The organism is Flavobacterium luminosum (genome assembly GCF_023635005.1).
Taxonomy (GTDB): Bacteria; Bacteroidota; Bacteroidia; order Flavobacteriales; family Flavobacteriaceae; genus Flavobacterium; species Flavobacterium luminosum.
Window position 1 is genome coordinate 14,318 of the sequence record NZ_JAMLJM010000001.1, and the last position, 13,469, is coordinate 27,786.

Consider the following 13,469-nt stretch of genomic DNA (forward strand, 5'->3'; position numbering starts at 1 on the left):
ATTACACAACCAATTTATAGCCTACACCCCTTACATTTAGTATTTTAATGGATTTGTCTTTGGATAATCGTTTTCGTAATTTACTGATGAACACGTCCATACTTCTGGCCGAATAAAAATCGCTGTTGCCCCACAATTGAGCCAAAACTACATTTCGGTCTATCGTATCGTTTTTATGCCGGGCCAAGTACAACAACAACTGACTTTCCCTACTGGTAAGGGTTTCTTTTTTTTCTTCTCTATATTGAAGGGTTTGGTTTTTTGGACTGAACATGTAATGACCAATTAAAATGTCATTGTTTTTATTGGGTGTTTTTCGATTATTCAACAGGTTTTTTATGCGAACGATAAGTTCTTCAATGCTGAAAGGTTTTTTCAAGTAATCGTTGCCACCGGTATTAAAGCCCATTACCACATCGTGGGGTTGCGATTTTGCGGTAAGGAAAATAATAGGCGTATCATCATCGTTTTTCCTAATTTGTTGTGCTAAGGTAAAACCATCCTTTTTGGGCATCATAACATCAAGCACTAAGACGTCGGGTTGGTTGGCTTGGTACAATTCAAAGGCTTCTTCCCCATTGTGGCAAAGTTGTACAACAAAATCGCGGGTTTCAAGGCTTTCTTTCAAGATTTGCCCTAGAGCGGTTTCGTCTTCTGCCAACAATATGTGTGTTTTTTTATTCATTAGGTATTGAAATAGTAAAAGTTGTGGCGTTGTTTTTTAAAGATACTTTTGAGGTACCGCGATGTTTTTCAGCTATTTTCTTCACGTGATATAAACCAATTCCAGTACCTTTAACATCGTGGATATTGCCCTGTGGCACACGATAAAATTTTTCAAAAACTTTTGTTGCTTGTTCTTTGTTTAGGCTATTTCCGTTGTCGGATACAGAAATAGAAAAAGTTTCTTTGTTTTCAACCGAAATTTCTATTTGGTCACCACCATATTTTAAAGCATTGTCCAGCAAAGCACCAAAAGCATTCTCCAAATGAAACGGGTCAATAAAAGCTTCCTTTTTAGAATTATCATAAAAATGTAAGACGATGTTTTTTTCAGCGGAATTTAACTTATAATTTTCAACAATGGCAGTTGCCCAATCTTTTACATCGATAGTTTGCCTGTTTAGCACCCAATTGTTGGTATCCAAAAGGGCTGTATCCATAAGCTTATCTACCATTTTGCCAAGTTTTTCCAATTGCTGGTTGGAATAATCCAAATACCTATTGGTTTTTTCAATGTCATTATTTGCATTGAAATTCCGAATACTTTCCAATGCCGCCCCAATGGTAGAAATTGGCGTTTTAAACTCGTGGGTAATATTGCTAATCAAATCATTTTTTATTTCTGCAAGCTGTTTTTGTTTTTTCATTATCCAAAGCATATAAAACAACGCAAAAAGGATAGCAATCGTTAATAAAAGTGAAAGAAAAACACTTAACAAACTCTTTTTAAGTATGATTACTACTGCATCTGGAAATTGTAGTTCAATGCGCTCGCCTGTTTTTAAATAAGTGGATTTTCCATTTATAGAAAAGTGTTTTGAAAATGAAGTTCCTTTGTTCGCAGTTGCAAAAAGCGAGTCTTTTTTATAATAATTAAGCGTGTAGGGAATAGCATACCCTTTTCTGTTCAGTTCGCCATCTAAAAGTGTCTTCAGTTTTTTAAAATTGATGGAATCTTTAGTAACAGATATGTAGATGTCTTTTATTTCATCTATCATTTTAAGGCTATCGGACAGTTTATTTACATTTATTTCATTGATACTTTCCGGACGGATTTTATCAATAATTTTTTTGGGGTTATTTCCCGTTACATTTATTATACTCGATTCGGTTACAAGCCCTTTTTTAGCTTTAACAGAAATCGAGCTTTCTTTTGTGAATGCTACAAAATAATTATCAAGGGCAACATCTAAAGCCTGTTGAATCTCACTTTTGAAACCCGCACTGTTTTTTTGGTACTCAGAATATCCCCAAAACAATTGCATTGCTATTGTGATAATAACAACAATGGTCAATAAATAAGGGATTCTGCGATAAAGTTTTTCCATAAACCTTTCAAAGATAGTGAATTCCTGATTTTTGCAAAAGGTATCCTGAACAACCTATGGATATTGTGAGAGCAAACTACCGCAAGCACATTGTTTTTTCCTAGCACATCCCCTCGCTGTCGCGCGAAAGGATTCGCATGGGAGCGGGTGATAATTTTATGCATTACTATATTCCCTACTCATAAATTAAATGTAGTAGTTTTTAATATGTTTTGAAATTAAATTCTATTATTAAAATATTTTTTTATTCCAATTGACACAAGCAAGATGCTCGTGCCAACTGGGATAACAACTAGCTAGGTATTTCTAAATCTTGCCTTAAAGGAAGCCCCTCTGGAAAAGGAAAATTTAAAAAAGGCATTCGTTCTTCCCACATAGATTCTATCTCAGAAATTGGTAAACGAGCATGATATGTGTCTCTATCCACTTGTTTCGCTTCTAATATACCAACATCAATACTTGGACGAACATCCAATAATACAAAACCCTCATTAATTCCATTGTACAATGCTTCATATCCTCGAATTTTAACCCATTTTCTTGTTTTATATGCATAGTCTATCTCTTCAGTATTTAAACCTCTTATGCTTGGATACATTTCTAAGTTATATGAAAACAAATTAGCTTTACCTTCATCTAACTCTAAGCTGTATTTTTTTCCTTTATAGATTGTGATATTGTCCATTTTAACTAATTACAAACTTTTTCAAATCTGAACTATACTTACCTATTAATTGTTCTAACCCCGATAGTGCAGATTTACAATCCGCGTCCACTCCAATAAATCAAATATAATAACTTAATATTCATATTTTAAACCCACATCGATAGCGCGGATTACTTCAAGTAATTCTAAAGACAAACGGTTACTTAACCTGAGCGAGCATCTCCCACAAGCTTTAAATAATTATCCTTAGCTTTTATTAAAAGGTTCTTTTGACCCCAAAATCGATACTTACTGCTCATTTTATACCCGTCAGGTTTTTAAAACCTGACGGGTATAACTCTTACTTAAAAACAATCCGCATTGGCTTGAGTACCCAAATTAGAAATTGATTCCTTACTAATAGCAATCAAACCACTTCCAAAACCTCCATCACGCCACAATCATCACCTCGCAAAGGATACCTTTGTCCATTAACTTCCTGATAAAACAAGATGCGCAACATAAAAAAACGAAAACCTTGCGGACTAGGCAAATCCGGCAAACGCAAACACAACGACATCGGAGTTGCGTCAGTAGCAATGTGTGACGCTTCACTCACAAACAACTGATGCGAGGAATCTGCAAAATCAAAATCATACCCCAACAACTGTATTGCTACATGGCTTGCCCCAATCGGACACTTCAAATGTTGCGCTGGCTCAAAATGAGGAATCCCAAACGTCACTGTTGTCGCATCCCAATTAAAGTCGGTCAACAAAACATGTGACAAACACAAATGCTTCGTAAACGAAAAGCCTTTCACCAACTGTTTCCCTTCTAGGGTTGCCAAACCCTGAGCAACCGTTCGTGCACCGCGCAAGGAAACGCCATCCAACAAAATCAACCGACGCAGTAAAGCATTCACACGACTATACATTCGGTTTTCAGCAATCCCTTTAGTATATAGTGCTAAAGGCTTCCTAAAGGCAGAACTCATCTTAGCCGCTTGCCCCATCTCCTTACCCGCATCGCGAAACGATTGGTAATTGGGAGCCTTTTGAAATGTCTTCTTAGAAATATCCCGTTTTTTCCTCGCAATCACTTTTCCCTCCATTCGATAGAAGGTAATTTCTCCCAAAGTGCCTTCCAATTGCACTATACCTTTAACTTTTGCCATATAACATAAATACCTAACTAGCAATTCAAATATAAGAAAAATCTTTATTTATAGTATAGTTATCATATAGTTGTCGTATAATTATAGTATACATACTTAAAGCTTTGGCTAAGGAAGAAGACGCTCCTCTTCACCAAAACAATACAAAAAACACTATCCCAACACGTCCAACCAAAAGCTCATAGCGAAAATATTTCTACAAGAACAATTACAAACCATTAATTTTAGTAAAATATTCTACCATTAAACATTTCAATGGTTTTATTTCCAAAAAACAAATGAATTTTTGAAAAAAAATGCACCACACGCCTCTATTCACCGATAGAACATCTACATAACGTCAAAACACTCTATTTTTTTATAAATACTTTTGCGAAAAATTGAGGCATAACACTAGGATTTTAAAAAAGTGTATCTCAAAAAATGACAAAAACAGACATAACGATGCTAAAAAAATCAATAGAAGCACTACAACGAGAAGCTTCAGAAAACAATGCCGGAAGCCTTAAAAGAAGTCTAGGCGGATTCAATTTAATCATGATTGGAATTGGAGTGATTATTGGCGCTGGACTATTTTCACTAACCGGAATCGCCGCCGCAAACAACACTGGACCTGCAGTAATCTTATCTTTTGTCGTAGCCGCCGTAGGATGTGCCTTCAGTGCCTTGTGCTACGCAGAATTTGCGTCAATGGTTCCCGTTTCAGGAAGCGCCTATACCTATGCTTATGCAACCATCGGAGAACTATTTGCTTGGATTATAGGATGGGATCTTATCCTAGAATATTCCGTAGGAGCGGCAACCGTAGGAATTAGCTGGTCGCAATACTTAGTCAAATTCTTGGAAAAGTTTCACATCTACATTCCTCCTCAATTAATCATGTCTCCGTTTGAAAAAGCCATAGGCCCCAACGGGGAAACCATAACCGGAATCATCAATTTGCCGGCAGTACTGATCATCGTCTTTATTTCCTTGATTATTATGCGAGGAACCAAAAGTTCTGCATTCTTCAACGCTATAGTGGTAACCCTAAAAGTAGGAGTTGTATTATTATTCATTGGGTTAGGATGGCAATACATCACACCAGAAAATTACTACCCATTTATCCCTGAAAATACCGGAAAGTTTGGAGAGTTTGGTTGGTCGGGCATACTACGCGGTGCCGGAGTGATCTTTTTTGTATTCATAGGCTTTGATATCGTTGCAACGATGGCACAAGAAACAAAAAATCCTCAAAAAAACATGCCTATCGGAATCTTAGGTTCCCTTATTGTTTGTACTATATTGTTCATCGCTTTCGGATATGTTATGACCGGATTGGCACACTATTCAGAATTCAAAAACAGTGCAGCTCCCGTAGCTATTGCCATTGCTAAAACACCATACCTTTGGCTGGCTACGGCGGTTATCATAGCCATTTTAATTGGATACACTTCTGTAATCCTAGTAGATTTATTAGGACAATCCCGCGTATTTTATGCAATGAGTAAAGACGGATTACTCCCTAAAATGTTTTCGGAACTTCATCCCAAATTAAACACTCCAATCAAATCCAATATCGTGTTGTGTATTTTTATCAGCCTCTTTGCCGGATTAGTCCCTATCAGTGTTGTAGGCGAAATGACGAGTATCGGAACGCTTTTGGCCTTTGTCATGGTGTGTGTCGGAATATTAATCTTACGCAAAAAAGAACCCAATGCACCTAGACCCTTCAAAACACCTTGGGTTCCGGTAGTGCCCATACTAGGAATAATTACTTGTTTACTAATGATGGTTTCCCTACCATTAAGCACTTGGATCCGATTAATTGTCTGGTTAGGAATTGGAATCGGAATCTATTATCTTTACGGGAAACAAAACAGTAAATTAGGAAAACAAAAGAAAGAAGACGCCTCGCTATAATGTCAAAGTTACCCAACAATTCCGCCAGTATATTCTCTGTGATGTCGCAATTAGCAAATCAGCACGGAGCCATAAACCTTTCGCAAGGCTTCCCGAATTTTCCGGAAGACGAACGATTATTACAGATCTCCGAACGCATCATCAGAGAAAATATTCACCAATACACTCCAATGGCTGGTTTACCCTCGCTATTGGAAAAAATTGCCTTGTTAACTCAAAAGCAATACGGAAGAACCGTAAATACCAACACCGAAATGTTGATTACTGCTGGGGCAACACAAGGAATATTCACTACGATCAATGCGTTGATTGGTGCGGGAGACGAAGTACTGATTTTAGACCCAAGCTATGACAGCTATGAACCTTCAGTCTTAGTTGGCGGCGGTATCCCGGTTAGGGTAGCGCTTAACGAAGATTATACTCCCAATTTCAATCGAATTGAAGAAGCGATTACCCACAAAACCAAAATGATTGTGGTAAACAATCCTCATAATCCAACCGGAAAAATTTGGACCTCACAAGACTTCGAAGCATTGGAAACCATCTTGGAAAAACATCCTCAAATTCTCGTGTTAGGAGATGAAGTTTACGAATACATCACCTTCTCACAACCGCATATCTCATTTCATACCCGAGAAAAATTAAACCAGAGAACCATCATTGCTTCTTCCTTTGGAAAATCACTACATGTAACTGGCTGGAAAATAGGATATCTAATAGCACCAGAACACCTGATGCAAGAAATAAAAAAAATCCATCAGTTTTTGGTGTTTAGTGTCAATAGCTTTTCACAACACACCATAGCACAATACTTAGAGGTAGTCGATTTTAGTGAAGTGTCTAGGATGTATCAAAAAAAGCGCGATTTGTTTCAATCCTTACTAAAAGACAGTCGCTTCGAACTCATGCCTTGTGACGGCACTTATTTCCAAGTAGTAAATTACAAGAACATCAGCACAGCCAACGATGTTGAATTCGCCAAAGAATTAATCCTAAAACACGGAGTAGCGGCCATCCCTATTTCTGTATTTTACAAGGAAGCCACAGACAGGCAGATGCTTCGCTTTTGTTTTGCGAAAACCGATGAGACACTTATCGCAGCGGCACAAAAACTCTGTCAAGTATAAATCGGATCCCATTTCCGAAATTTCCGATAGCGCAACTACATCGTTAGTAAGGTCAAAATAGCAAAATCACTGAGGCTTAGGTCATAAGTTACAACTTTGTTATTTTGTTAACAAAATACATTTTCATATCCCATAATAAATTGTATTTTTACGGCTCAAAATTTCAGAAATCAAATGGGTAAAATCATTGCAATTGCCAATCAAAAAGGTGGAGTAGGAAAAACAACTACCTCTATTAATTTAGCGGCCGCTTTAGGTGTTTTAGAGAAAAAAGTGTTACTAATTGATGCTGACCCTCAGGCTAATGCTACTTCGGGTCTTGGTATCGACGTAGAATCAGTAGAATTGGGTACATACCAGATTTTAGAACACAGCGCGACACCGGAAGAAACAGTAATCAAAAGTTCGGCTCCTAATGTAGATGTTATCCCGGCTCATATCGACTTGGTGGCTATCGAAATTGAGTTGGTCGACAAAGAAAACCGCGAATACATGCTTAAAACAGCATTGGAAAGCGTAATCGATCAATACGACTATGTGATTATCGACTGTGCGCCGTCATTAGGATTACTAACATTAAATGCCCTTACTGCGGCTAATAGTGTGGTGATTCCTATTCAATGCGAATATTTTGCTCTGGAAGGTTTGGGAAAACTACTGAACACCATCAAAAGTGTACAAAAAATCCACAACCCGGAACTAGACATCGAAGGTTTATTACTAACGATGTACGATTCTCGTTTACGTTTGTCAAATCAGGTAGTGGAAGAAGTTCAAAAACACTTCAACAATATGGTTTTTGAAACGGTGATTCAACGAAACATCAAATTAAGTGAAGCCCCAAGTTATGGTGAAAGCATCATCAACTATGACGCAACAAGCAAAGGAGCAGTCAATTACATTCATTTAGCAGAAGAAATTATTAAAAAAAACAGTTAAGATTTAGGAGGATTTATGGCACTGGCAAAAAAACAAGCAATGGGACGCGGATTATCGGCATTATTAAAAGATCCTGAAAATGATATCAAATCAGTATCGGATAAAAATGCAGATAAAGTAGTAGGAAATATTATTGAATTAGAGATTGACGCTATCGAGATCAATCCGTTCCAGCCAAGAACCAACTTTAACGAAGAATCTTTACAAGAATTAGCAACATCCATTCGCGAATTGGGCGTAATACAACCTATTACTGTCCGCAAAATGGATTTCAATAAATACCAATTAATTTCAGGGGAACGCCGTTTACGCGCCTCTAAAATTGTAGGATTGAAGACCGTTCCGGCCTATATCCGTTTAGCCGACGATAACGAATCGCTAACCATGGCATTGGTTGAAAACATCCAACGTCATGATTTAGACCCGATTGAAATCGCCTTGTCGTACCAACGCTTAATGGACGAAATTCAATTAACCCAAGAACAAGTAAGTGATCGCGTTGGAAAAAAACGCTCTACAGTAGCCAATTACATGCGCTTACTAAAATTGGATCCCATCATTCAAACCGGTATTCGTGACGGATTTATCTCTATGGGACACGGTCGTGCCATTATCAACGTTGATGATCACGATGCCCAAACAGAAATCTATCAGAAAATTGTGAGCCAAAACCTATCCGTTCGTGAAACCGAAGCATTGGTAAAGGCCTATCACGAAGGAACTCCTGAGAAACCAACAACTATAAAAACCTCAGGCGGAGCCTTTGAAGTAGATACCGAAGACAAGAAAACTTTCAACGAATATTTTGGTACCAAAGTAGACGTAAAAGTAGCCGCTAATGGTAAAGGAAAAATTACTATTCCATTCCATTCGGAAGAAGATTTCAATAGAATTATCAAATTGATTAAAGGTTAGTGAAATATTGGTTTTACATACTGCTTTTCTGTACTTCTTTCGGAAACTTTACCGGATTGGGTCAGGAAACGCTGAATATTACTGCGGCTGATACGATTACTAACACTATTAATCCGTTAGCTCCTTCTAAAGCTGCCTTTTACTCCGCCATTTTTCCCGGCATGGGACAGGTGTACAATAAAAAATACTGGAAAGCACCTATCGTTTGGGGTGCTATGGGAACCAGTATTTACTACTATTCTTGGAATAAAAACAAGTACGACAGTTACAGAACAGAATACAAAAAAAGATTGGCCAACGACATTAATCTGAATCCAAAATACGACAGATTAAGTAACAATCAATTAATTCAGGCTCAAAAATTCCACCAACGAAACAAAGATTTGTCTTTGCTTATTACCGTGGCTTTTTATGCCTTAAACATTATTGATGCCAATGTAGACTCCCATCTTAAACAATTCAATGTAAACAGTAAACTAACTGTTGCACCTGAAATTCAGCAAGATGAAATCAACTACAAACAAAATGTTGGACTTTCTCTAAATTACAGATTCTAAATTATCATGAAAATAGCGCTCTTAGGATATGGCAAAATGGGCAAAGTAATCGAAAGAATTGCTTTAGAACGTGGCCATGAAATTGTTTTACGCAAATCGAGTAACGATACCTTCGAAGGTTTACAACAGGCAGACGTAGCCATTGATTTTAGTGTACCTGATAGCGCCGTGAATAACATTTCAGAATGCTTAGCTTCTAACATTCCTATCATAAGTGGTACTACCGGTTGGTTAGAACAGTACAACGAAATGGTGGCTTTGTGCAATGAAAAAAAAGGAGCTTTCATTTATGGCTCAAACTTTAGTTTGGGAGTAAACATCTTCTTTGAATTAAATGCCTATCTAGCCAAAATGATGAGCCATTTGAAGGAGTATAAAGTATCCATGGAAGAAATCCATCATACGCAAAAATTAGATGCGCCAAGTGGTACAGCTATTTCTTTAGCTCAAGGAATTATTGAAAATTCGCATTATGCTTCTTGGACCATGGAAACTCCTAAAGATTCAGAAATACACATCGAAGCCAAACGCATAGAAAACATTCCAGGTACTCATAGTATTTTTTATGACAGCGACGTAGATCAAATCGAAATCAAACATACGGCCCACAGTCGTGAAGGTTTCGCTCTAGGAGCTGTTGTAGCAGCAGAATGGCTAATGGGTAAGAAAGGTGTTTTCACAATGAAAGACGTGTTAAATCTGACATAAAAGAGGAAACTCATCTTAAATTTATCATTACATTTCGAACAAAACCATTCAGATAATTAAAATAATATATTAACCGAATAAACGTAAAAAAATGACGGCATTACAATGGTTCATATTTTTCTTAATCCTTCAAATTATTCATGGATTAGGAACTTGGAAATTATACGAGAAAGCAGGAAGAAAACCAATGGAAGCTTTTATTCCGGTTTATAACGCTATCATTTTAATGAAAATTATAAATCGTCCTACTTGGTGGACTGCTTTATTGTTTGTTCCGGTAGTAAACCTTATCATGTTTATAGTGGTTTGGGTGGAAACCTTACGAAGCTTCGGAAAAAACACTACCAAAGACACCTTATTGGGAGTACTCTCTTTAGGTTTCTACTTGTATTATGTTAACTATACACAAAAAGTTGAATATATCAAAGACAGAAGTCTTGTGGCTACAACACAAATAGGAGACACTATTAGTTCTATTCTGTATGCAGTGGTCGTAGCGACGCTAGTACACACTTATGTGATGCAACCATTCAACATTCCTACTTCTTCTTTGGAGAAATCGTTATTAATTGGTGATTTCCTTTTTGTAAGTAAATTTCATTATGGTGCTAGAACTCCTAAAACAGCGGTTGCATTACCAATGGTTCACGACAGTTTAATGGTCGTTAAAGGAAAATCGTATTCTAGTTGGCCACAACTACAATCATTCCGTTTCCCTGGCATACAAGAAATCAAACGCAACGACATCGTAGTATTCAATTGGCCTGCCGATACGGTATATCAATTTTTCGACAGATCCGGAAGACACATCGACAAACCGTTAGACAAACGTTCTAATTACGTAAAACGTTGTGTGGGTTTACCTGGAGATAATCTTTCTATTAAAAATGGTGAAATTTATATTGATAACAAAAGGCTGATCTTACCGGAAAGAGCAAAACCGCAATTCTCCTACCGAATTACAACAGACGGAACACCTTTAGACAACTATGCACAATACCTTATCGGCGAATTAAAAATTACAGATGGTATTGGAGCTACGGATAATGCCAACGAATATTATTTTGCGGCAGTAACCGATGAAAATATTGAAAGAATAAAACAACTTCCGATCATCAAATCGGTAGTAAAAGATATAGAACCTGCGCCAAAAACGATTAATCGTTTTATCTTCCCTCACAACCAAAAATGGTCTCAAGACAATTTTGGTCCAATCTATATCCCAGAAGCAAATAAAACGATTGCTTTAAACAAAGAAACCTTACCTTTCTACAAAAGAATTATAACCGTTTACGAAGGGAATAAATTAGAAGAAAAAGGTGGTAAAATTTACATCAACGATAAAGAAGCCATTAACTATACGTTCCAACAAGATTACTATTGGATGATGGGAGACAACCGTCATCGTTCGGAAGATAGCCGTTATTGGGGATTTGTACCTTTTGATCACGTAGTAGGTAAACCAGTATTTATCTGGTGGAGTGTTGATCCGAATGTTCCTTGGAGCAAAGCAATTGATAAGATCCGTTGGGACCGATTATTTTGTACCGTTGGCGGTGATGGACAACCGGTATCGTATTTCAAATACTTTTTAATCGCTTTAGTAGCGTGGTTTGGCTACGACTGGTTTAAAAGAAGAAAAGCCAAAAAAGCTTAAAAAAATAAATAAAACAAATGCTAAATTGTAATCCAGTTTAGCATTTTTTATCAATAAAACAGATGAATAATATCCTCATACATCCAACTTATTTCCCTTCCATTAGTCACTTCGTAGCCATGGCACAAGCCAATTCGGTTACATTTGAAATGGAAGATAATTTCCAAAAACAAACCAATCGAAACAGAATGTACATTTATAGTCCAAATGGTGTACAACTCCTAAATATCCCGATTAAACATTCTAAAGAAGCACATCAGAAAACCAAAGACGTTCGATTGGAAACAGCTTTCGACTGGCAAAAACAACATTTTAAATCCTTGGAGGCGGCTTATAGAACATCTCCGTTCTTTGAATATTTCGAAGATGCGATCTCTCCAATTTTTACCAAAAAACACACCTTTTTAATGGATTTAAATCTAGAAACCATCGAGATTGTGAAAAAGTGTTTGGGAGTAACTTTTGAAGCTCAGAAAACTTCGGAATACTTTCATGAAGTACCCGGATTGTTAGATTTAAGACTGCTTGCCAATGGTAAAAAAGATACGTCTACTTTTGAGTCGTACACCCAAGTTTTTGAAGAAAAACACGGTTATTTAAACAACTTAAGTATATTGGATTTATTATTCAATGAAGGGCGCTATGCCAAAGAGTATTTGTTAGCACAAAGCTTATAATCGCTTTCTAAAGAATAGTTAAAGAACAATTTTATTTAATGGTGACTCTCGCCATAATTGGCATGTGGTCAGACTTAATAAAATCTGAGAAACTCTCAAAACTCTTAACTTTCATTTTTGTGTCTGCGAAAATATAATCGATACGAGCGGGATAATGCTTAAAATTATACGTTTTCCCAAAACCTATCCCCGCCTCCTCGAAAGAATCCTGCATATTACCTTTAATCACACGATAAACATACGAAAAGGCACTGTTATTCATATCCCCACAAACCATCATCGGGTATTTGCAGTCTTTTTTATGCTCCATGATAATTTCGGCTTGTTGTTGTTGCTTGGTAAAACCATCACTGATTCGCTTTACAATGAGCTTCGAATCTTTGCTTTTAATACTATCGACATTATAGCTTAAATCCTTAACATCAGGAGATATTTTTAAGGATTCCAAATGAATGTTATAAAAACGAACAATGTCCTTGCCGATTTTCACATCTGCAAAAGTGGCATTGTTATTAGATTTTGGAAAATCAATCTTCCCTTCATCTACGATTGGAAACTTAGAAAAAATGGCATTACCGGTTTTAATTTTATCCCCTGACATAAAAATAGAACGATAGGGATAAATCTTCAAATCAATTTTAGCAGAAGCCGAAGTAGAATACTCTTGAATACACAAAACATCGGGATTCTTTTCGTTGACAAACTCTAAAATATCCTCTGCTACATTTTCCTTCGGAATCCAATTAAAAAGATTCATCAAACGAACATTATAACTCATCACTAAAAAATCTTTATCGGAAGTTGGCAGTTCTTTGCCAGAAAACTTATAGTATTTATTAATGAAGGTAATTCCTAAAATGAGAACCAAGCCTGAAAGAGCCAATTGTCTTTTGATTTGTACCAACCAATAAAGAAAAAAAAGTACATTGACTATTATAAAAAAAGGCAGAAATAAAGTCAATACCGACAAGAATGGAAACCATTTTGGCGCCAGAAAGGGTAGCAAATAGGCAACAAACGTTAGTACAGTTACCACTGCATTAAAAAAAAATATTATTTTATTAAACCAAGACAGTTTTTTCATACGACATGCTCTTTCTAAAAATGGATACC

General features: G+C 36.7%; 13 protein-coding genes. 8 read left to right on the plus strand and 5 right to left on the minus strand.

Annotated features, from left to right (window positions below; translation table 11 throughout):
• Nucleotide 1: 1 nt before the first annotated feature.
• The 4 genes from NAT50_RS00060 to NAT50_RS00075 all read right to left on the minus strand — a co-directional run bounded on the left by NAT50_RS00060 (nt 2) and on the right by NAT50_RS00075 (nt 3,799).
• A complete protein-coding gene (locus NAT50_RS00060) occupies nt 2–685 on the minus strand; it encodes a response regulator transcription factor (protein ID WP_250590234.1) in 684 nt (227 codons plus the stop codon).
• The gene (locus NAT50_RS00065; protein WP_250590236.1) at nt 678–2,051 is read right to left on the minus strand and encodes a sensor histidine kinase; all 1,374 of its coding nucleotides are present in this window, start codon (nt 2,049–2,051) and stop codon (nt 678–680) included. The genes NAT50_RS00060 and NAT50_RS00065 overlap by 8 nt, the downstream gene beginning before the upstream one ends.
• A 292-nt stretch (nt 2,052–2,343) precedes the next feature.
• Nucleotides 2,344–2,736 carry a hypothetical protein gene (locus NAT50_RS00070; RefSeq protein WP_250590238.1) on the minus strand — a complete coding sequence of 131 codons (393 nt, stop codon included), beginning with the start codon at nt 2,734–2,736 and terminating at the stop codon, nt 2,344–2,346.
• Nucleotides 2,737–3,124: 388 nt separating this feature from the next.
• Entirely contained in the window at nt 3,125–3,799 is a 675-nt protein-coding gene (locus tag NAT50_RS00075; protein ID WP_250590240.1) for a hypothetical protein, read from the minus strand.
• A 498-nt stretch (nt 3,800–4,297) separates the two neighbouring features.
• Between NAT50_RS00075 and NAT50_RS00080 the strand changes: the two genes are divergently transcribed.
• The 8 genes from NAT50_RS00080 (at nt 4,298) to NAT50_RS00115 (ending at nt 12,356) form a co-directional block, all read left to right on the plus strand.
• Nucleotides 4,298–5,776 (plus strand): amino acid permease, encoded by a 1,479-nt coding sequence (locus tag NAT50_RS00080; protein WP_250590242.1) that lies wholly within the window; start codon nt 4,298–4,300, stop codon nt 5,774–5,776.
• A complete protein-coding gene (locus tag NAT50_RS00085) occupies nt 5,776–6,903 on the plus strand; it encodes a methionine aminotransferase (protein ID WP_250590244.1) in 1,128 nt (375 codons plus the stop codon). The genes NAT50_RS00080 and NAT50_RS00085 overlap by 1 nt, the downstream gene beginning before the upstream one ends.
• 174 nt (nt 6,904–7,077) lie before the next feature.
• The gene (locus NAT50_RS00090; RefSeq protein WP_250590246.1) at nt 7,078–7,842 is read left to right on the plus strand and encodes a ParA family protein; all 765 of its coding nucleotides are present in this window, start codon (nt 7,078–7,080) and stop codon (nt 7,840–7,842) included.
• 15 nt (nt 7,843–7,857) lie between these two features.
• Entirely contained in the window at nt 7,858–8,757 is a 900-nt protein-coding gene (locus NAT50_RS00095) for a ParB/RepB/Spo0J family partition protein (RefSeq protein ID WP_250590248.1), read from the plus strand.
• Entirely contained in the window at nt 8,757–9,314 is a 558-nt protein-coding gene (locus NAT50_RS00100; protein ID WP_250590250.1) for a DUF5683 domain-containing protein, read from the plus strand. Before NAT50_RS00095 ends, NAT50_RS00100 begins: the two co-directional genes overlap by 1 nt.
• 6 nt (nt 9,315–9,320) lie before the next feature.
• Nucleotides 9,321–10,022: a 4-hydroxy-tetrahydrodipicolinate reductase gene (dapB, locus tag NAT50_RS00105; protein ID WP_250590252.1), complete on the plus strand. Its 702-nt coding sequence runs from the start codon at nt 9,321–9,323 to the stop codon at nt 10,020–10,022.
• Nucleotides 10,023–10,113: 91 nt separating this feature from the next.
• Entirely contained in the window at nt 10,114–11,679 is a 1,566-nt protein-coding gene (gene lepB / locus NAT50_RS00110; protein WP_250590254.1) for a signal peptidase I, read from the plus strand.
• Nucleotides 11,680–11,741: 62 nt separating this feature from the next.
• Nucleotides 11,742–12,356, plus strand: coding sequence for a WbqC family protein (locus tag NAT50_RS00115; RefSeq protein WP_250590255.1), 615 nt, complete (start codon nt 11,742–11,744; stop codon nt 12,354–12,356).
• Between the two features lie 31 nt (nt 12,357–12,387).
• Here the strand turns inward: NAT50_RS00115 and NAT50_RS00120 are convergent, their stop codons facing one another.
• Nucleotides 12,388–13,440: an endonuclease/exonuclease/phosphatase family protein gene (locus NAT50_RS00120; RefSeq protein ID WP_250590257.1), complete on the minus strand. Its 1,053-nt coding sequence runs from the start codon at nt 13,438–13,440 to the stop codon at nt 12,388–12,390.
• Nucleotides 13,441–13,469 lie beyond the last annotated feature (29 nt).

What these genes read in the sequence shown, in the direction of transcription:
- NAT50_RS00065 (WP_250590236.1), bottom strand. Translation starts at nt 2,051, where the DNA reads ATGGAAAAACTTTATCGCAGAATCCCTTATTTATTGACCATTGTTGTT.
- NAT50_RS00120 (WP_250590257.1), bottom strand. Translation starts at nt 13,440, where the DNA reads ATGAAAAAACTGTCTTGGTTTAATAAAATAATATTTTTTTTTAATGCA.
- NAT50_RS00115 (WP_250590255.1), top strand. Translation starts at nt 11,742, where the DNA reads ATGAATAATATCCTCATACATCCAACTTATTTCCCTTCCATTAGTCAC.
- NAT50_RS00080 (WP_250590242.1), top strand. Translation starts at nt 4,298, where the DNA reads ATGACAAAAACAGACATAACGATGCTAAAAAAATCAATAGAAGCACTA.
- NAT50_RS00060 (WP_250590234.1), bottom strand. Translation starts at nt 685, where the DNA reads ATGAATAAAAAAACACACATATTGTTGGCAGAAGACGAAACCGCTCTA.
- NAT50_RS00095 (WP_250590248.1), top strand. Translation starts at nt 7,858, where the DNA reads ATGGCACTGGCAAAAAAACAAGCAATGGGACGCGGATTATCGGCATTA.
- NAT50_RS00085 (WP_250590244.1), top strand. Translation starts at nt 5,776, where the DNA reads ATGTCAAAGTTACCCAACAATTCCGCCAGTATATTCTCTGTGATGTCG.
- lepB (WP_250590254.1), top strand. Translation starts at nt 10,114, where the DNA reads ATGACGGCATTACAATGGTTCATATTTTTCTTAATCCTTCAAATTATT.
- NAT50_RS00090 (WP_250590246.1), top strand. Translation starts at nt 7,078, where the DNA reads ATGGGTAAAATCATTGCAATTGCCAATCAAAAAGGTGGAGTAGGAAAA.
- NAT50_RS00070 (WP_250590238.1), bottom strand. Translation starts at nt 2,736, where the DNA reads ATGGACAATATCACAATCTATAAAGGAAAAAAATACAGCTTAGAGTTA.
- dapB (WP_250590252.1), top strand. Translation starts at nt 9,321, where the DNA reads ATGAAAATAGCGCTCTTAGGATATGGCAAAATGGGCAAAGTAATCGAA.